This is a genomic window from Cellulomonas sp. FA1 (assembly GCF_000986825.1).
GTDB classification, from domain to species: domain Bacteria; phylum Actinomycetota; class Actinomycetes; order Actinomycetales; family Cellulomonadaceae; genus Cellulomonas; species Cellulomonas iranensis.
Genome location: NZ_LBMY01000001.1, coordinates 2038107 through 2055701, shown reverse-complemented (window position 1 = coordinate 2055701; position 17595 = coordinate 2038107). Strand labels below are relative to the sequence as shown.

The 17595-nt window shown below is 76.4% G+C and carries 20 protein-coding genes; 13 read left to right on the top strand and 7 right to left on the bottom strand.

From position 1 onward, the window contains the following. Nucleotides 1-77: 77 nt before the first annotated feature. Nucleotides 78-665 (bottom strand): TetR/AcrR family transcriptional regulator, encoded by a 588-nt coding sequence (locus GY42_RS09250; RefSeq protein WP_046529119.1) that lies wholly within the window; start codon nucleotides 663-665, stop codon nucleotides 78-80. Between the two features lie 87 nt (nucleotides 666-752). On the opposite strand from GY42_RS09250, the gene GY42_RS09245 reads away from it, so the two are divergent. From GY42_RS09245 to GY42_RS09220, 6 genes are all read left to right on the top strand, one after another. Beyond that, nucleotides 753-1001: a hypothetical protein gene (locus tag GY42_RS09245; protein WP_046529118.1), complete on the top strand. Its 249-nt coding sequence runs from the start codon at nucleotides 753-755 to the stop codon at nucleotides 999-1001. Then, entirely contained in the window at nucleotides 998-1927 is a 930-nt protein-coding gene (locus GY42_RS09240; RefSeq protein WP_046529117.1) for a hypothetical protein, read from the top strand. Before GY42_RS09245 ends, GY42_RS09240 begins: the two co-directional genes overlap by 4 nt. Before the next feature lie 111 nt (nucleotides 1928-2038). Further along, a complete protein-coding gene (locus GY42_RS09235) occupies nucleotides 2039-2671 on the top strand; it encodes a class I SAM-dependent methyltransferase (protein WP_046529116.1) in 633 nt (210 codons plus the stop codon). Nucleotides 2672-2853: 182 nt separating this feature from the next. Continuing rightward, a complete protein-coding gene (locus GY42_RS09230; RefSeq protein ID WP_046529115.1) occupies nucleotides 2854-4320 on the top strand; it encodes a DUF4232 domain-containing protein in 1467 nt (488 codons plus the stop codon). Nucleotides 4321-4470: 150 nt separating this feature from the next. Beyond that, nucleotides 4471-5301 (top strand): alpha/beta fold hydrolase, encoded by an 831-nt coding sequence (locus tag GY42_RS09225; protein WP_046529114.1) that lies wholly within the window; start codon nucleotides 4471-4473, stop codon nucleotides 5299-5301. Nucleotides 5302-5391: 90 nt separating this feature from the next. Continuing rightward, a complete protein-coding gene (locus GY42_RS09220) occupies nucleotides 5392-6435 on the top strand; it encodes an alcohol dehydrogenase catalytic domain-containing protein (protein WP_046529113.1) in 1044 nt (347 codons plus the stop codon). Nucleotides 6436-6604: 169 nt separating this feature from the next. Here the strand turns inward: GY42_RS09220 and GY42_RS09215 are convergent, their stop codons facing one another. The 3 genes from GY42_RS09215 to GY42_RS09205 all read right to left on the bottom strand — a co-directional run bounded on the left by GY42_RS09215 (nucleotide 6605) and on the right by GY42_RS09205 (nucleotide 7787). Then, a complete protein-coding gene (locus tag GY42_RS09215; protein WP_082131718.1) occupies nucleotides 6605-6874 on the bottom strand; it encodes a hypothetical protein in 270 nt (89 codons plus the stop codon). A gap of 5 nt (nucleotides 6875-6879) precedes the next feature. After that, the gene (locus GY42_RS09210) at nucleotides 6880-7110 is read right to left on the bottom strand and encodes a hypothetical protein (RefSeq protein ID WP_046529111.1); all 231 of its coding nucleotides are present in this window, start codon (nucleotides 7108-7110) and stop codon (nucleotides 6880-6882) included. Nucleotides 7111-7406: 296 nt separating this feature from the next. Beyond that, nucleotides 7407-7787 carry a VOC family protein gene (locus GY42_RS09205; RefSeq protein ID WP_330217841.1) on the bottom strand — a complete coding sequence of 127 codons (381 nt, stop codon included), beginning with the start codon at nucleotides 7785-7787 and terminating at the stop codon, nucleotides 7407-7409. Between the two features lie 75 nt (nucleotides 7788-7862). On the opposite strand from GY42_RS09205, the gene GY42_RS09200 reads away from it, so the two are divergent. The 4 genes from GY42_RS09200 (at nucleotide 7863) to GY42_RS09185 (ending at nucleotide 11386) form a co-directional block, all read left to right on the top strand. Then, entirely contained in the window at nucleotides 7863-8312 is a 450-nt protein-coding gene (locus GY42_RS09200; RefSeq protein ID WP_046529109.1) for a MarR family winged helix-turn-helix transcriptional regulator, read from the top strand. A gap of 300 nt (nucleotides 8313-8612) precedes the next feature. Next, nucleotides 8613-9050 (top strand): MerR family transcriptional regulator, encoded by a 438-nt coding sequence (locus tag GY42_RS09195; protein ID WP_052748282.1) that lies wholly within the window; start codon nucleotides 8613-8615, stop codon nucleotides 9048-9050. Continuing rightward, nucleotides 8989-9453 carry a VOC family protein gene (locus GY42_RS09190; RefSeq protein WP_046529108.1) on the top strand — a complete coding sequence of 155 codons (465 nt, stop codon included), beginning with the start codon at nucleotides 8989-8991 and terminating at the stop codon, nucleotides 9451-9453. Before GY42_RS09195 ends, GY42_RS09190 begins: the two co-directional genes overlap by 62 nt. A 343-nt stretch (nucleotides 9454-9796) precedes the next feature. Next, nucleotides 9797-11386: a glycosyl hydrolase family 18 protein gene (locus tag GY42_RS09185; RefSeq protein WP_046529107.1), complete on the top strand. Its 1590-nt coding sequence runs from the start codon at nucleotides 9797-9799 to the stop codon at nucleotides 11384-11386. Nucleotides 11387-11819: 433 nt separating this feature from the next. Here GY42_RS09185 and GY42_RS09180 read toward each other — a convergent pair whose 3' ends face one another. Continuing rightward, nucleotides 11820-12599: an aldo/keto reductase gene (locus GY42_RS09180; RefSeq protein WP_046529106.1), complete on the bottom strand. Its 780-nt coding sequence runs from the start codon at nucleotides 12597-12599 to the stop codon at nucleotides 11820-11822. Nucleotides 12600-12731: 132 nt separating this feature from the next. Between GY42_RS09180 and GY42_RS09175 the strand changes: the two genes are divergently transcribed. Then, a complete protein-coding gene (locus tag GY42_RS09175; protein ID WP_082131438.1) occupies nucleotides 12732-14648 on the top strand; it encodes an ABC transporter ATP-binding protein in 1917 nt (638 codons plus the stop codon). 63 nt (nucleotides 14649-14711) lie between these two features. Here the strand turns inward: GY42_RS09175 and GY42_RS09170 are convergent, their stop codons facing one another. Next, entirely contained in the window at nucleotides 14712-15392 is a 681-nt protein-coding gene (locus GY42_RS09170) for a nucleotidyltransferase family protein (protein WP_082131437.1), read from the bottom strand. A 174-nt stretch (nucleotides 15393-15566) separates the two neighbouring features. Between GY42_RS09170 and GY42_RS09165 the strand changes: the two genes are divergently transcribed. Further along, entirely contained in the window at nucleotides 15567-16328 is a 762-nt protein-coding gene (locus GY42_RS09165) for an endonuclease/exonuclease/phosphatase family protein (protein WP_046529105.1), read from the top strand. A 271-nt stretch (nucleotides 16329-16599) separates the two neighbouring features. Continuing rightward, complete coding sequence (locus GY42_RS09160) at nucleotides 16600-16872, top strand: adhesin (protein WP_046529104.1); 273 nt, start codon at nucleotides 16600-16602, stop codon at nucleotides 16870-16872. Nucleotides 16873-16966: 94 nt separating this feature from the next. Here the strand turns inward: GY42_RS09160 and GY42_RS09155 are convergent, their stop codons facing one another. Then, nucleotides 16967-17587, bottom strand: coding sequence for an FMN reductase (locus GY42_RS09155; RefSeq protein ID WP_046529103.1), 621 nt, complete (start codon nucleotides 17585-17587; stop codon nucleotides 16967-16969). Between the last annotated feature and the right edge of the window lie 8 nt (nucleotides 17588-17595).

The following is a 17595-nucleotide window of genomic DNA, read 5'->3' as shown; positions in this document are numbered from 1 at the left end:
CGGGGAGGGCGCGGCGCGTCGCCCGCAGGGCGCGGCGGGGCTGCGGGTCGGACGGCCGCCGGCGAGCCCGCGGGCGGTCAGGCGGCGCCGGCGAGCGCCTCGACGTGCGCGACCAGCGCCGCGCGTCGTGCGTCCGCGGCGGCGTCGGGGTCGGCGCCCGCGCCGGCGGTCAGCACGACGTCGCCGAGCCGCGCGAGCGTCCACCACCCGGTGACGAGCGTGACGACGCTGAGCAGCAGGTGCTGGGCGCGCGCGGCGTCCAGGCCGGGCAGCGCGGCGCGCAGGTGCGTCGCGCGGTCGCGGCACGTGGCCGCCCGGTGGTCGGCCGACGCGGCCTCGTCGAGCTCGAGGCTCTCCCAGGCCAGCAGGCGGGCGAGGTCGGGCGTGCGGCGGTAGCGGTCGAACAGCTGGCCGGCCCAGGCGCCGACCGCCGCGGGGCCGGTGCCCTCGACCTGCGCGCCGTCGAGGAGGCCGCCGAGGCGGTCGGCGAGGACGGCGCCGAACAGTCCGCGCTTGTCGCCGAAGTACGCGTACACGCGTTCCTTGTTGACGCCCGCGTCGCGGCTGAGCGCGTCCATGGTCGTGCCGGCGAAGCCGCGCGCGGCGAACTGCCGTGCGCCGGCGTCGAGCAGCCGACGTCGGGTGCCTGCGGTGTCCCATGCCACGGCGCCACCCTACGCGACTCCAACCGATCGTTTGGTTATCGCGGCGGGCGCGGCTACCGTCTCTCCAACCGATCGCTTGGAGTTCTCGTGCGTCCCCTCCCGCTCCTGCCCCGCATCGCCGTCACCTGGCTCGCGATCTTCCCGCTCGTCGTCGTGGCCCGGGCGCTCCTGCGGCCCGTGGTCGACGGCTGGCCCGACGTCGCCGCGACCGCGCTGCTCATGGCCGTCGTCGTGCCCGTCGCCGTGCTCGTCGCGGTCCCCGCCCTCACCCGCGCGTACACCGCGCTGCGGGGGTCGCGCGCGCCGCGCGCCGCGCAGCCCGGGACGCCCCGATGAGGGCCCTCGTGCTCGGCGCGCGCGGCGCCGTGGGCGCGGTCGCGGCCGACGCGCTGCGCGCCGCCGGGCACCACGTCGCCGGCGCCGGCCGCACGCCCGGGCCCGGCGTGGACCTGCGCGTCGACCTGCGCGCCCCCGACGGCCTGGCCCGCGTGCGCGAGGCCGCCGCCGAGCACGACGTCGTCCTGCACGCGTCCGCCGTCGAGGACCCCGCGCTCGCGCGCGCCGTCGGCCGCACCCCGCTGGTCGACGCGTCCGCGACCGGCCGCTACCTCGACGGGCTCGCGGCGGCCGTGGCACCCGGCGGCACGCTCGTGCTCGGGGCCGGCCTCGTGCCGGGCCTCAGCACCGTGCTGGTCGCGTCGCTCGACGCCCGGCCGGGCGACGAGATCGACGTCGCCGTGCTGCTCGGCACCGGCGAGACGCACGGCGACGCGGCGGTCGCGTGGACCGCCGGGCTCGCGGGCGCGGCGCTGCACGACCCGCCCGAGGGCGGCACCGTCATCAACCTGCGCTCGGCGCGCGTGCTGCCGACGCGGTCGGGCACGCGGCGCCTGCTGCGGGCCGACTTCCCCGACCACGTGCTCGTCGGCCGGGCGCGCGGCGTCACCGTCCGCAGCTACCTCGCTGCCGGCGGCACCGCCACGACCGCCGCGCTCGCGCTGGTCGGCCGGTTCTCCGCGCTGCGCGCGCTCGTCGCGCGCATGCCGCACGTCGGGGACGACCGCTGGGAGGTCGGGGCCGTCAACCGGCGCACGGGCGAGCGCGTCGCCGCGCACGGTCGCGGGCAGTCGGCCGCCACCGGGCTGCTCGCGGCGCGCGCGGTCGAGGCCGCGGCCGCCGCGCGCGGGCGCGGGGTCGTCACGAGCGCCGACCTGCTCACGCTCGACGACGTCGCCCGCGTCCCGGGCGTGCGGCTCGGCTGACGTGCGCCGTCGCGCCCGTGCCACGTCCGCGCGGGGGAGCGGACGAGCGGCGCCGGGCGCGCGGGCCGACGGTCCCGGTGCCGCGCGCCCTGCCGGTCCTAGGCTCGCGGCGTGAGCGACGACGTCGTGCAGGCCGTCCGGGACCGCTTCGACCACCGTGCGCCGTCGTACGACGGTAGCGCCATGCACCGCGACCTGGCGGCCGCGGTCGCCGCGTTCGTCGACCTCGACGGCGTCGCGGACGTGCTGGACGTCGCGACCGGGACCGGTCTGGTGCTCCGGGCGCTGCGCGAGCGGCCCGGCGGGGCGGACCTGCGGCTCGTCGGCGTCGACGTGTCGGCGGGCATGCTGGCCGTCGCGCGCGAGCACCTGCCCCAGGCCGACCTGCGGGAGGCCGACGCGCGGGACCTGCCGCTGCCGGACGCGTGCGTCGACCTCGTGACGTGCGTGACGGGCCTGCACCTCATCCCCGGCACGCCCGCGGTCGTCGCGCAGTGGGCGCGCGTGCTGCGGCCCGCGGGCCGCGTGGTCACGGCGACGTTCGCGAGCTACGACCCCGCGCAGCACCACCGCGAGCAGCCCGGGTCGCAGCCGCCGTACCCGCAGCGGCACGCCGAGTTCGCGACCGTCGAGGCGCTCGACGCGCAGGTCGCGGACGCGGGGCTCACGGTCGTGCGGCACGGCACGTGGACCGACGGCCACGACGTGCTGCTGCTCGCCGAGCTGGCGCGCGGCGCGCGCTGACCGCGGCCCTGCCGGGGCGACGCCGTCAGCGCGCGTCGCGCGCCGGCACCACCGGCGGCGACGACCTGCGACGCGTCGGCCACCATGGCCGCCACGGGTGCGTCGGCGAGGCTGCGCGGTCTGACCTCGGTCCTCCCGGGACGCCCGACCGCGGCGGTGCGGCGCGGGTAGGGTCCCGAGGCGTGAGCGTCGCACCGCCGACCCCGCCCGCCGCGCCGGGCGACGGGCCGCACCGCGCCGACCGTGCACCGGGGGCGCCCGCTGCCGGCGCACCCGACACGACGCACCGGCGCCGCTCGCTCGCCGTCGCGGTCGCCGTGCTCGTGCTCGCGGTGGTCGCGGCGCTGCTGCTGCGCGTCCCGGGCGTGGCCGACCGGCTCCCGGGTGCGGTGGGCTGCGCGACGGTGGCCGGCGACCCGCGGCCGCCCGCCGCGCTGCGCGCCGCCGCGCGGGAGGTGCGGGGCGCGCTCGCGGGCGCGACGGACGAGCTCGCGGTCACGTGCCGCTTCACGGGCCCGGACGACGCCGACGGCACGGACCCCGGCGCGGACCCCGCCCGGTGGCAGCTGGCCGTCGACGCGGGGGTCGCGCAGGCGTCCGCCGTGCCGGACCTCGCGTCCGCCGTGCTCGCGGCGGCCGACCCCGGCGCGCCGTGGACGTGGTGGCTCGGCGTGCACGGCACGCAGCGCACGCTCGAGGTCGTGCTCACGCCCGGCGGCGACGCGGCACCGGCGACCGCCGCGGCCGCGGTGCTCGCCGCGTCCGGCGCGACGTCGGTCTGGGTGGGCCCCGAGTCCGCGCACGTCCTGGTCACCTCCGGCGACCAGGTGGCCGGCGCGGTGCGCGCGGTCGACGCGGTGGACCTGCCGCCCACGACCGTGGGCGCCGACCACCCGTGGGTCGAGGTGCGGCAGGTGCACGCGGGTGCGTGGCCCGGCGACGACGCGGTCGGGCTGGCGGTCGACGTCGCCGGCTGGGAGGGCGTGTACCGCGTCGTGCTCACGGGCGGGGCGCCCGCGTCGGCGTCGCTCACGGTCGAGACCGAGGCGGACGCGTACCGCAGCGAGGTCGCGCGCCGCCTCGACGCCCTCGTGCAGCCGGGCGAGCCCGTCACCTACGACGTGCGCGCGGGCGACGTGGGCGTGCCCGGCGCGGTCGGGTCGGGCGGCGTCGCGCCCGCCCCCGCGCCCACGCCGGGCGCGACGGTCGACGGCGTCGCGGTCTGCCCGGGCGACGCGCTGGCCGTCGAGGTCACGGGCACCGACGCGGCGGCCGGGTCGCGCTTCCTGTTCCTGCGCGCGACGAACGCGGGCGCGACGCCGTGCGCGCTCGCGGGCGTCCCGGCGCTCGCGTTCACGCGCGCGTCCGGCACGCCCGTGCCGGACCTCACGCAGCTCGTCGACGTGGTCGCGCCCGACGCGCCGCCGACCACGGTCCTCGCACCGGGCGACGCGGCGGACGCGCAGGTGCGGTGGGGTGCGATGTCGACGACGAACGACCCGGACGTCGCGGTGCGGGTCACGGTCCGTCCGGTCCCGGGCGGCCCCGACGTCGACCTGGCGCTGCCGACGTCGCTCGACGTGCTCGCCGGGGCGACCGTGCGGGTGGGCCCGTGGCGGCCCGCGCAGGACCCGGCCGCCGCGCCCTGAGGTCGCGCCGGCGTCGCACCGGGCGCCGGGGGACGGACGGACGCCGGGCGGCCGCGCCGCGGGTGCTGCACGATGCACTCGGCGCCCGGTGCACGCCGGGCCCTCAGCGCCCGCGACCGTCGGGCGCCGCGACGAAGGAAGGCAAGGGGCATGCCGTACGTCACCAGCACCGCCACCGACCAGACCGTCGAGCTCTACTACGAGGACCACGGCAGCGGGCAGCCCGTGGTGCTCATCCACGGCTACCCGCTCGACGGGCACTCGTGGGAGAAGCAGACCGTCGCGCTGCTCGACGCCGGGTACCGCGTCGTCACCTACGACCGCCGCGGGTTCGGCCGGTCCACCAAGGCCACGCAGGGCTACGACTACGACACGTTCACCGCGGACCTCGACGCGGTGCTGACGACCCTCGACCTGCGCGACGTCGTGCTCGTCGGGTTCTCGATGGGCACGGGCGAGGTCGGCCGCTACCTGGGCACGCGCGGCTCGGGCCGCGTCGCGAAGGCCGCGTTCCTCGCGTCGATCGAGCCGTTCCTGCTGCAGACCGACGAGACCCCGCACGGTCTGCCGCAGAGCGCGTTCGACGAGATCGCGGCGAACGCGCAGCGCGACCGGTTCGCCTGGTACGACGAGTTCTTCCAGAACTTCTACAACCTCGACGAGAACCTCGGCTCGCGCATCAGCGAGGCCGCGGTGCGCGGCTCGTGGCAGGTCGCCGCGGGCGCCGCGCCGTGGGCCGCGTGGGAGGTCGTGCCGACGTGGCACACCGACCTGCGCGCCGACATCGCCGCGATCGACGTGCCGACCCTGATCCTGCACGGCACGGGGGACCGGATCCTGCCGATCGACGCCACCGGCCGGCCGTTCCACGCGCTGCTGCCGCAGGCCACGTACGTCGAGGTCGAGGGCGCGCCGCACGGTCTGCTGTGGACGCACGCGCAGGAGGTCACGGCCGCGCTGCTGGAGTTCCTCGCGTCCTGAGGGCCGAGGTCGTGAGCCGGGGCCGGGTCGACGCACCGTGCGTCGGCCCGGCCTCGGCGCGTCCGCCGGCGCGCGGGGCAGGATGGGCCCGTGCGCGCGCTGGTGGTCGACGAGTTCGGGGTGCTCCCGCAGGTCCGTGACGTCCCGGACCCGGCGTGCCCGCCCGACGGCGTGGTGGTCCGCGTCGCCGCGACGGGTGTGTGCCGGTCCGACTGGCACGCGTGGCAGGGTCACGACGACGACGTGCGGCTGCCGCACGTGCCGGGGCACGAGCTCGCGGGCACGGTCGTCGAGGTCGGGCCCGACGTGCGCGACTGGCGCGCGGGAGACGTCGTGACCGTGCCGTTCGTGATGGCGTGCGGCGCGTGCGCGACGTGCCGCACGGGGGACCAGCAGGTGTGCCCGCACCAGACGCAGCCGGGGTTCACGCGGTGGGGCTCGTTCGCCGAGCTCGTCGCGCTCGACCACGCCGACACGAACCTCGTGCGCGTGCCGGACGGCCTGTCGCCCGTGGCCGCGGCTGCCCTGGGCTGCCGGTTCGCGACCGCGTACCGCGCCGTCACGGTGCACGCCGCGGTGCGCACGGGGCACGAGGTCGCGGTGCTCGGCTGCGGCGGCGTCGGGCTGTCGGCCGTCATGGTCGCCGCGGCGGCGGGTGCGCACGTCGTCGCGGTCGACCCGTCGCCCGCCGCGCGCGCCGCCGCGACGGATGCCGGCGCGCACGTCGTGCTCGACCCGGGCGACGACGACCCGGCGGCTCTGGCCGCGCGCGTCGTCGACGCGACCGCGGGTGGCGCGCACGCGGCGCTCGACGCGCTCGGCAGCCCCGCGACCGCGCAGGCCGGCGTGCTCGCGCTGCGCCGCCGCGGCCGCCACGTGCAGGTCGGGCTGCTGCTGCGCGACGACGCGTGGACGGCGCTGCCCATGGACCGCGTGGTCGCGTGGGAGCTGTCGGTGCACGGCTCGCACGGCATGGCCGCGCACGAGTACCCGGCGATGCTGGCGGCGATCGCCGACGGCCGGCTCGCGCCGTCGTCCCTCGTGGGGCGGACCGTCGGGCTCGACGACGCGGCGGACGCGCTCGCGGGCCTCGCGCGGCCCGGCGCCGGGGGCATGACGGTCGTCGTCCCGTGAGCCGCGTGCCGCACGGGCTCGGCGGTGAGGGCGGGCGTCGAGCAGGAGACCCGCGCACCGGCGACGTCGGACCCCGGCCGACGCCGTGCGCCGGGCCGGGCGCGGCTACCTCGAGCGGTTCGAAGGGCGGTGGGCGCTTCCTGAAGGGCTCGGCGGGAGTGCCTGTCTCTCAGGACGCGCGCTTGCCGTACCGCTGACGCGCCGCCTCGCCGCTCGTCCCGACAGCAGCGCCGATCACCTTCCACGACGTGTCCGCGCGACGGGCGTTCGCGACGGCCTCGGCGATCTCACGTTCGGCCTCGGCTCGCTTGAGGGCAGCGAGCCGCAGCTGCGTGAGAGGAGCGACGGTGTCACGGTCACCGGGCTCGGGCTCGTACGCCTCGAAGCGGTCGGCCAGGTCGTCCGCCTGGGCCATCATCTCGTCCAGCGAGCGGGGCATCGGCATCACCTCAGGAACTTCGGTCGTGCGGGCATGGCGTGTGCGACGTACAGGTCGTCGTAGCGCTCGACGACGCCGACCTCGACGAGACCGCCGCTGCGGTCCGGACCGATGACCATCGTCATCCCGTCTCCCACGTCGAACAGGTCGACGTGGTTGCGTAGCGCGTGCCTGATCGAGTCCTCTGACACGCCGTGCCGGTAGGCGCTGTGAAGAACGATCGGGTCGCTGTCCACGGCGACAAGTTACCTTGCCGGCCGACGTCCGGGCAAGCGGTGCGTCGATGCCGGCGCCGGGTGTCTCGACAGCTGGTCGCGTCGGGAGGTGCGTGGGTGTTCTGACCACGGGTCTCCGGGCGATCGGCTGTCGCGTGCCCGGCGGGTCGACCGTGCGGCGTGGTGCTGATCCACATCGAGAACGCCGCGCGCCCGCGCACCCCTTCGTCGACGACCGGGCTGCCGGTCGGTGCGCCGGCGGTGGCCTCGACGTGGGCCGGCCCGCCGATGACCCATGCGCGACGCGACCGGGGTGGTCACGTCGCGGTCGTCACGTGCTCGACGAGCCCGACCAGGTTGCCTTCGCTGTCGCGGACGAAGGCCTGCCACTCTGCCGAGCCTGCGGGGCCGAGGCTGTCGTCCTGGTGCTCGAAGAGCACGTGGGGTTCGTTCTCGACGACCACGCCGTGTGCACGGAGCTGCTCGACTCTCCCTGGGAGGTCGGTGACCTCCAGGTAGAGGACGGACGACGGCGCCGCGAGGTCCAGCATCAGTCGAGTGTCCCCGACGGCGTAGAACAGCAACCCGGCGGGATCGACCCGGCCTACCGGCTGCGTCCCGAGGAGCTCCGTGTAGAACGTCTGCGCGCGGTCGAGGTCGCCGGCGTGCTGTGCCACCTGTGCGATCTTCACTGCCACTTCGGTTCAGTAGTGATGCTACGTAATTGTCCATAGGGATGCTATATACAAGGTATGGGAGGCACAAGAGCAGGGATGCTCGAGACCACTGCCGGGCAGTTGAACTCGAGTGCGACCCGGATCCTGCGGTGGCTCGGCGTCGTCGACCGTCGCGCAGGTCTGACGCCCGCGCGCCTCAGCGCGTTGTCCGTGCTCGTGTTCGGCGGTCCGACCACCCTGGGCCGGCTCGCGGCCTCGGAGGACGTGGCCGGCCCGACGATGACGCGGATCGTCGACGGGCTGGAGGCCCTGGGTCTGGCTCGACGGGACGCTCACCCCGACGACGCGCGGGCAGTGCTCGTGAGTGCCACTGCCGACGGAGATCAGCTGTTGCGGCGCGCGGCGTCCGCGCGGATAGCGACGATCGACGTGGCGCTCGACCGGTTGAGCCCCGATGACAGGGACGCCCTGGGGCGGGCCGGGCCCGCGATGCTCAGGCTCGTCGACGCCCTCGCGGAGACCGTGGGTCGGGACCGGCGTGATTGATCGGAGGCCGCTCGTCTCGGAGGCGGCGGGGCAAAGTGGCCGACGCGTGCCGCGTGCTGGGGCAGGACCGGCCGCGCAGGTGTGGATCCTCGACCGGAGGTGCTCGTGGTGGCACGGCGGTGACCAGTGCTGCCGGCACCGCCACCGGCCTGAAGGAGGGTGCGCAGGGTGAGGTCTGGCAGCATCCCGGCGATCGCGGCGAAGGGTGGAAGTGCGGGCGATGGTGATGACATCTGTGGCGACGAGGGTCCGCGCCGGTGCGTACCCCGGTGATGGCCGGCGAGCGACGAGGGGCGCGCCGTGAGGATCGGCGAGCTGGCCGCCGCGACGGGCGTGAGCGTCCGCTCGCTGCGCTACTACGAGGAGCAGCGCCTGCTCGCGCCCGGCCGGACGGCGGCCGGCCAGCGGGTCTTCGTCGCGCAGGACGTGGTCGTCGTCGCACGCATCCAGGAGCTCTTCGCCGCCGGCTTCTGCAGCTCCGTGGTCCGCGATCTGCTGCCCGCGCTCGGTGCGCCGGAGCAGGACCCCGCACGCCTGCGCGCGGCCTTCGGGGCGGCCGTCGCGCGGCTCGAGGGCGAACGCGCGGCGGTCGACGCCGAGATCGCGGCGCTGCGGTCGCTCGCGGCGCGGCTGGGGGTTGCACCTGACACGCGTGTGAGGGTGCACGGTGGTCCGCATGACGCTCCCGCAGCCGCCCCGCCAGCTCCGACTGATCATCGAGACCGCCGACTTCGATGAGGCCGTGCGGTTCTACCGCGACGTGCTCGGACTGCCCGAGCAGCCGGCCTTCGCGACCGCGGGCGACGACCGCGTGTCGATCCTGACCGTCGCGACGGCGACGATCGAGCTCGCGACGCCCGCGCACGCGCGAGCGGTCGACGCGGTCGAGGGTGCGCCCGCCGCGGACGGCCCGACGCTGCGGCTCGCGCTCGAGGTGGCGGACACCGTGCAGGCCGTCGAGGCCGTGACGGCGGTGGGTGCGCGGGTGCTGGCACCACCGATCCCGACGCCGTTCCGCACCGTCAACGCTCGCGTCGAGGGCCCCGCCGGCTGGCAAGTGACGTTCTTCCAGGAGCTCGAGCCGCTCGACGAGCGGCGGTCACGGGACGGCTTCGCGACGGACGACGCCCGTCCGCGGTAGCGGGGGGAGCGCGACGCGTCACCACGTCCCCGACGCACGGTTCATCAGAACGTGTGGCGGGCCCGCGCTGACCTGCACGGGAACCCCTGCGGTCGCGTTCCCACGCAGTCACCCGACACCCTTCGGGAAGTCATCACATCATTGACCGCCCGCTTCGCCCGCCGCTAGCGTCGTACTCGTCCGATTAGTACGCAGTCCTTACATATTCGACGACGGGAGTCGAGATGTCTCGCAGCAGGACGCAGGGGAGATCGGCGGGGGACCAGGGGGAGCCGGGCGTCGCGGGGGAGGGCGAGGTCCGGGGCGGTCGCGTGGCACCCGGCGGCGTGCGGTCGGCGCGGTCGTGGCGTCGCTCGCGCTCCTCGTCGCCGGGCTCGCGGCAGCCCCGGCCGCCAACGCCGCGGGCGGCGTCACGGTGACGTTCACGGCGCGCGACTCGTGGACCACCGGGCACGAGGTCGCCGTGACGGTGACCAACACGGGGACCACGAGCGTCGCGACGTGGTCCGTGGACTTCCGCCTGCCGGACGGTCGGGCGATCACGAGCTCGTGGGACGCCGACGTCACGCGCGACGGCCAGTCGTACCGCGCGAGCAAGAAGAGCTGGGCCGGCCCGCTCGCACCCGGGGCGTCGCAGACCTGGGGCTACGTCGCCTCGGGCGCGTGGGGCGCGCCGACGTCCTGCACCGTCAACGGCGGCTCGTGCACCGGCGGCGGCGCGACGCCCACCCCCACGCCCACGTCGACCCCGAAGCCCACGGCGACACCCACGCCGACGCCCACGACCAGCCCCACGCCCACGCCCACGACGCCGCCCCCGGGCGGGTCGAAGGTCGTCGGCTACTTCGCCGAGTGGGGCGTCTACGGCCGCAACTACCACGTCAAGGACGTCCAGACCTCGGGCTCGGCCGACCGGCTGACCCACATCCTCTACGCGTTCGGCAACACCACCGGCGGCCGCTGCTCGATCGGCGACTCCTACGCCGACTACGAGAAGGCCTACACCGCGGAGCAGTCCGTCGACGGCAAGGCCGACACGTGGGACCAGCCGCTGCGCGGGTCGTTCAACCAGCTGCGCAAGCTCAAGGCCATGCACCCGAACCTCAAGGTCATCTGGTCGTTCGGCGGCTGGACGTGGTCGGGCGGCTTCACGCAGGCCGCCGCGAACCCCGAGGCGTTCGCGCAGTCCTGCTACGACCTCGTCGAGGACCCGCGCTGGGCGGACGTCTTCGACGGCATCGACGTCGACTGGGAGTACCCCAACGCGTGCGGCCTCACGTGCGACGCGTCGGGCCCGCAGGCGTTCGACCGGGTCGTCACGGCGCTGCGCGCGAAGTTCGGCCCGTCGGCGCTGGTCACCGCGGCCATCACGGCCGACGGCTCGAACGGCGGCAAGATCGACGCGACCGACTACGCGACCGCGGCGACCAAGCTCGACTGGATCATGCCGATGACGTACGACTACTTCGGTGCGTTCACCCCGCAGGGGCCGACGGCCCCGCACTCGCCGCTGACGTCGTACACCGGCATCCCGCAGCAGGGCTTCACCTCCGAGGCGGCCGTGAACAAGCTGATCGCCAAGGGCGTCCCCGCCAGGAAGATCCTGCTGGGTGTCGGGTTCTACGGGCGCGGGTGGACGGGCGTGACGCAGTCCGCGCCCGGCGGCACCGCGACCGGTGCGGCCCCCGGCACGTACGAGCCGGGCATCGAGGACTACGAGGTGCTCAAGACGCGGTGCCCGGCGACCGGCACGGTCGGCGGCACCGCGTACGCGAGGTGCGGCAGCGAGTGGTGGAGCTACGACACCCCCCAGACCATGGCGTCCAAGATGACGTGGGCCCGCGGCAAGGGCCTGGGCGGCGCCTTCTTCTGGGAACTGTCGGGCGACACCCCCGACGGCGAGCTGATCCGCGCCGTCGCAGGCGGCTGGTGACGCGCACCCGACCCGCGTGACGCGCCTGCCCCCGGCCGGTCGAGGCCGGGGGCAGGCGCGGGGCGGAACGTCCCCGGACGTGTGGTTGACGTCACGTGTCCGGTTCCGGTAGACCTGCGTCCGGTGCCACAACGGCGTGACGCCGACCGCAGTACGGGCCCGGTCCCTCGGTAGGCCGGACGCCCGACGTGCTCGTCGGTCGCGCAGAGCGACGACGGCGAGCACGTGCGAGGTGGGAGCGCGACCACCTCCCCGGATGCGGCCCTTCCCGCCCCCGAACCCGTCCGCTGCAGCAGCGCGGCCTCCGCAGCAGCGCGACCGCGCCGTGACAGCACGACGGGGCCCGGGCGTCGCCGCCCGGACCCCGTCGCCCGCGTGCCGGCGCCGCGCGCAGCGAGGCAGCGCTCAGCGACCCGCTCTCAGCGACCTGCGCTCAGCGACCCAGCGCGTCGATCGCCGCGACCTCGTCGGCCGTCAGCGAGAACCCGAGCGTGCCGAGGTTCTCCTCGATGCGCTCGCGACGCACCGACTTCGGGATCACGACCACGTCGTGCTCGACGTGCCAGCGCAGCACCACCTGCGCGGGCGTCACGCCGTGCGCGCGCGCCGCCGCGACGATCGGCGCGGCGGCGAGGTCGGTGCGCTTGAGCGGGCTGTACCCCTCCACCACGACGCCGCGCTCGCGGTGCGCCGCCAGCAGGTCCGGGTCGTGGTCGACCGGCGAGTACGGGATCTGGTTGACCGCGGGCGCCTCGCCCGTCGCCGCGATGAGCTCGTCGATCTGCGCGATCGAGTAGTTCGAGACGCCGATCGAGCGGGTCAGGCCCTCGTCGCGCGCGCGGCGCAGCTCCTGCCAGACCTCGGGGCTGGCCTGCTTGTGCGGCGGCCAGTGGATGAGCCACAGGTCGACGTGGTCGGTGCCGAGCGCGGCCAGCGACTCGGTGATCGTCTGCCGCTCGCGGCCCGCGTGGTCCGGCGGCAGCTTGGTGGTGACGAAGACGTCGTCGCGGTCGATGCCCACGGTCGCGAGCGCGCGCCCGACCTGCGCCTCGTTGCCGTAGCCCGTCGCGGTGTCGACGTGCCGGAACCCGAGCTGCAGCGCGGCCGAGACGGCGAGCTCCGCGTCGGAGCCCTCCGCCTGCCACGTGCCGAACCCGAGCACGGGGATCGCGCCGCCGGGGATGGTCAGGGTGGGGGTGGTGATGTCGGCCATGCCCCTCATCGTCACCGAGGCCGCGGGACGCCGCAGGTCGGGGGCGGATCTCGTCCGCGGGACGGAGCCCGTGGCGCGATGTCGGTCGCGCGACGGATCGACCGCACCGCACCCCGCTGCTGGACTGGACGCATGGCCGCCGCACCCGCCCCTCCGGTCGAGACGCCCACGGGCGGGGGCACGCGCGAGCGGTTCCGCGTCCTGCTCGCGCTGGTGCGCCCGCACCGCGGGACGCTCGGCCTCGGCCTGCTGCTGGGCCTGGCGGCCACCGGTCTGGGTCTCGCGACGCCCATGGTCACCAAGTGGGTGCTCGACACCCTCGGCACGGGGCAGTCGCTCGCGCGGCCGGTCGCGTGGCTGCTCGTGCTGTGCGTCGTCGGTGCCGCGATCGGGTACGTGCAGGCCGTCGTCATGGGCGCGCTCGCCGAGCGCATCGTGCTCGACGCGCGCGAGTCGCTCGTGCGCCGGTACCTGCGCGCGACGGTGCAGGCGATCACGGGCCGCCCTCCCGGCGAGCTCGTCACGCGCGTCACGTCCGACACCGTGCTGCTGCGCGAGGCGACGTCGTCGAGCCTCGTCGGGCTCGTCAACGGCGTGGTCGCGCTCGTCGGCACGCTCGTCCTCATGGGCGTGCTCGACCGCGTGCTGCTCGGCACCACGGTCGCCGCGATCGTCGTCGTGGGCGTGTGCATGGCGCTGCTGCTGCCCGGGATCGGCGCAGCCGAGAAGGCGTCCCAGGAGGCGCTCGGGCGCCTCGGCGGCACGCTCGAGGGGTCGTTGCGCGCGGTCCGCACGGTCAAGTCCAGCCGGGCCGAGGCCCGGCAGGGCGCGGCGGTGCTCGCGGCCGCGCGGGACGCGCGCGACCACGCCGTGCGCGCCGTGCGGACGTCCGCGCTCGCGTGGACCGTCTCGGGCGGCGGCATCCAGCTCGCCATCATCGTGGTGCTCGGGTTCGGCGCGTGGCGCGTCGGGCAGGGCGACCTCGCGGTGTCGAGCCTCGTCGCGTTCCTGCTGTACGCGTTCAACATCGTCGGCCCCATCAGCGAGCTCACGCAGTCGCTGACGCAGCTGCAGTCGGGCGTCGCCGCGGCGGCCCGCATCAATGAGGTGGCGACGATGGAGGTCGAGCCCGACGCGTCCGACGTGCCCACGCGCGCGGCCGCCCGGGTCGACGACCCCGCGCCGTCGGGCGAGGGACCGGGTGCCGCGCCCGACGACGCGACGCCCGTCGTCGAGCTGCGCGACGTCACCGCGCGCTACGGCCCGGGCCTGCCGCCGGCCGTGGACGGGCTCTCGCTGCGCGTGCCGCGCCGCGGGCACACGGCCCTGGTCGGGCCGTCCGGCGCGGGCAAGACCACCGTGTTCTCGCTGCTCCTGCGGTTCCTCGAGCCCACCGCCGGGCAGCTGCTGCTCGACGGCCGCCCGTACGCGGCGTGGAGCCACGCCGACGTGCGCGCGCGGTTCGCGTACGTCGAGCAGGAGACCCCGGTCGTGCCCGGCACCATCCGCGACAACCTCCTGTTCAGCAACCCCGACGCGAGCGACGACGAGCTGGCGCGCGCGCTCGCGGCCGTGCGGCTCGACGGCGCGTTCGACGCGCTGCCCGAGGGACTCGACACGCGGCTGTCGGAGACGTCGGTCTCGGGCGGGCAGCGGCAGCGCATCGCGCTGGCCCGCGCGCTGCTGTGCCGCCCGCAGGTCATGCTGCTCGACGAGGCCACCGCGCAGGTCGACGGCCTCACCGAGGCGGCCGTGCACGACGCGATCCGCGCGCTCGCGACCACGGGCGCGGTCGTCACCGTCGCGCACCGGCTGTCGACGGTCGTCGACGCCGACACGATCGTCGTGCTCGAGCACGGCCGCGTCCGCGCGAGCGGCACGCACGCGCAGCTGCTCGCGTCCGACGCGCTCTACCGCGAGCTCGTCGAGGCGCTGCGGATCGCGGACGCGCCGGCGGACGCGCTCGAGGGCGCCGTCGACGCGCCGGACGGCGCCGCGGGCGGCACGCCGGCCGACACGACGGTCGAGACTGCCGCCGGCCCCGCCTGACGCGCGCGCAGGCGTCCGAGCTCAGGCGTCCGCGCTCAGACCTCCGAGCTCAGGCGTCCGAGCTCAGACCTCCGAGCCGGGGTCCGTCCGCCCGGGGCCCGCCGCGAGGCGCTCGCCGGTGCGGCCGGTCAGCCCGAGCTCGTCGGCGAGGAACAGGAACGCCCGTGCGTACGGCTGGCCCTCGACCTCGGTGCGCACCCGCTCCCAGTCGATCTGCTCGCGCAGCGCACGCGCCATCGGCAGCAGCCACGTGAAGTCGCAGTAGTGCTCGCCGAGCACGCGCATCTTCGCCGAGATGATGTCCGTCGCGGGCAGCACCGGCATGCGGACCGCGAGCACCTCGAGCTCGTCGGCCCGCGCGAGGTCCTCGTGCGTCACGGGCTCGCCGACCATGCGGAAGATCACGTCGACGAGCTGCCCGTGGTGGTACGCCTTGAACAGCCAGTTCTCGGCGGGGTCCTGCACGTCGAGGCCCGCGGCCGCCAGCGCCGCGCGCGCGGCGTCCACGTCCTGCTCGGCGACCGCGAAGTCCGCGTCGTGGCTCGGCTCGGGCGCGCCGCGCGCCCACGCGGCGTACCCGCCGACCAGCGCGAACGGGACCTGCGCCTCGAGCAGCGCGACGGCCGTGCGGCGCAGCCCGTCCTGCAGGGCCGCGCGGTCGTCGGGCGTGGCGGCGCCGGTCGGCACCGGCAGCGGCGGCGGGGCCGCGCCCGTCAGGGGCAGGGGCGTCGGGGTGGAGGGCATGCACGGTGTCTACACCGGGCCCGTGCGGCGCGCGCGCCGAGGCGCGGGCGCCGGGCGCGGTCGCACCGTGCTGACCGGACCCGGGCCGGACCCGCACCGCGCCGGCCGGACCGGCGCGCCGCCGGACCCCGGGGCCGCCGTGCGGGCGCCGACGCCCCGGGCCACAATCGCGGCGTGCGGCTCGCGACGTTCAACATCCTGCACGGGCGCTCGCCCGTCGACGGCCGCGTGGACCTCGACCGGTTCGCGGCGGCGGTCCGGCACCTCGACGCGGACGTGCTCGCGCTGCAGGAGGTCGACCGCGCGCAGCCGCGCTCGCACGGCGCCGACCTCACGGCCGTCGCGGCCGAGGCGATGGGCGCGGCGCACCACCGGTTCGTCGCGACGCTGCACGGCGAGCCCGGGCTGTGGGTCGCGGGCACGGGCGAGGAGCAGCCCGCGTCGGCCGCGTACGGCGTCGCGCTGCTCTCGCGCGTGCCCGTGCTCGAGTGGCACGTCCTCACGCTGCCCACGCTGCGCCGGCGCGCGCCCGTGCGGTTCCCGGGCGCGCGGTGGCCCGCGCTCGTGCGCGACGAGCCGCGGACCGCGCTCGCGGCCGTGCTCGACGACGACGGCCGGCCGCTCACCGTCGTCGGCACGCACCTCACGTTCATCCCCGGCTGGAACGTGCGCCAGCTGCGGCACCTCGTGCGCACGGTGCGCGCCCTGCCCGGGTCGCACGTGGTGATGGGCGACCTCAACCTCGCGGGCGAGCAGCCCGCGCGGCTCACGGGCCTGCGCCCGCTCGTGCGGGCCGCGACGTTCCCGGTCGACGCGCCCGTGCGGCAGCTCGACCACGTGCTCGGCGGCCCCGGCGTGCGTGCCGCCGCGGCGGGGGAGTCGGTCGACACGGGCCTGTCGGACCACCGCGCGCTGGTCGTCGACGTCGTGCGCTGACGACCCTCGTGCACGGGCGCGTCGGGGCCGTGACCGCGGAGCGTAGGGGGTCCGCCGCGGCGCCGCAGCACGCGTGCCCGGTGTGTCCGGTCCGGTCTCGCGACGCGGACCAGCGTTTGCGTCCCCGCGCCGCGTCGGGTCACGGTGGACGACGTCCGACGGCGTCGGACCGGGGCTCGTCGTCCCGCCCCCGGCACCTCCCCCCGTGCCGTCGCGGGCGGGGCGTGGTGGCCCGGCCGACGTCACCCAGGCCACCGGAGAGGAGCGCCACGTGCTCACCCTGACCGAGAACGCCCAGACCGCCGTCGAGACCCTCACGACCCGCGCCGGACTGCCCGAGGAGGGCGGACTGCGCATCGCCGAGCAGGACTCGGGCGGCTTCGAGCTCGCGCTCGTCGCCGAGCCCGCACCGGGCGACGACGTGGTGGCGCAGGGCGCCGCGCGCGTCTACGTCGACCAGCGCACGTCGCAGTCGCTCACCGACCAGCAGCTGGACGTCGAGCCCTCGGGCACCGGCACCGCGTTCACGCTCACGCGCCAGTAGGCGTCGCGCCGGCGCCCCGCGCCGGCCCCCACGCACGAGGGGCGGACCACCCACGGGTGGTCCGCCCCTCGTCGTCGTGGCGAGTGGGCCCGCCTCAGGCCCCGCCGAGCAGGTCCTCGAACGACGGCACGGCGTCGTACAGCCCGCCGCGCGCGGCGCGCTGCCGGCCCGCGACGCGCTCGGCGAGCTCGGCGGCCGCGCGGCGCACGCGCTCGGGCAGCGGCTTCACGTCGTCGTCGCCGGCCTCGGCCCAGTCGTCCGTCGCCGCGAACACCGTGGTCGGCACGACGTCGGCGCGCAGGTACGCGAACACCGGGCGCATCGCGTGCTCGAGCACGAGCGAGTGCCGCGACGTGCCGCCCGTCGCGCCGAGCAGCACGGGCGTGCCCTGCAGCGCGTCGGTGTCCAGCACGTCGAGGAACGACTTGAACAGGCCCGCGTAGGACGCGGTGAACACGGGCGAGACCGCGATGACGCCGTCGGCGCCCGCGACCGCGGCCTGCGCGGCCGCGAGGTCGGGGCGCGCGTAGCCGGTGAGCGTCATGTCGACGACGTCGTGCGCGAGGCCGCGCAGCTCGACGACCTCGAGGGTCGTGTCGATGCCGCGCGCCGTGAGGTCGGCGACGGTCGCCTCGGCGAGGCGGTCGGCCAGCAGCCGCGTCGACGACGGCTGGGACACGCCGCCCGAGACGACGACGATCGATCGGGACGTCATGGGTCCTC

Bases quoted from the DNA above. Each gene is read 5' to 3' on its own strand.
- GY42_RS09170 (WP_082131437.1), bottom strand. From the start codon at position 15,392: ATGCCCTCCACCCCGACGCCCCTGCCCCTGACGGGCGCGGCCCCGCCG.
- GY42_RS09200 (WP_046529109.1), top strand. From the start codon at position 7,863: ATGCTCGAGACCACTGCCGGGCAGTTGAACTCGAGTGCGACCCGGATC.
- GY42_RS09175 (WP_082131438.1), top strand. From the start codon at position 12,732: ATGGCCGCCGCACCCGCCCCTCCGGTCGAGACGCCCACGGGCGGGGGC.
- GY42_RS09225 (WP_046529114.1), top strand. From the start codon at position 4,471: ATGCCGTACGTCACCAGCACCGCCACCGACCAGACCGTCGAGCTCTAC.
- GY42_RS09180 (WP_046529106.1), bottom strand. From the start codon at position 12,599: ATGGCCGACATCACCACCCCCACCCTGACCATCCCCGGCGGCGCGATC.
- GY42_RS09155 (WP_046529103.1), bottom strand. From the start codon at position 17,587: ATGACGTCCCGATCGATCGTCGTCGTCTCGGGCGGCGTGTCCCAGCCG.
- GY42_RS09190 (WP_046529108.1), top strand. From the start codon at position 8,989: ATGACGCTCCCGCAGCCGCCCCGCCAGCTCCGACTGATCATCGAGACC.
- GY42_RS09240 (WP_046529117.1), top strand. From the start codon at position 998: ATGAGGGCCCTCGTGCTCGGCGCGCGCGGCGCCGTGGGCGCGGTCGCG.
- GY42_RS09215 (WP_082131718.1), bottom strand. From the start codon at position 6,874: ATGCCCCGCTCGCTGGACGAGATGATGGCCCAGGCGGACGACCTGGCC.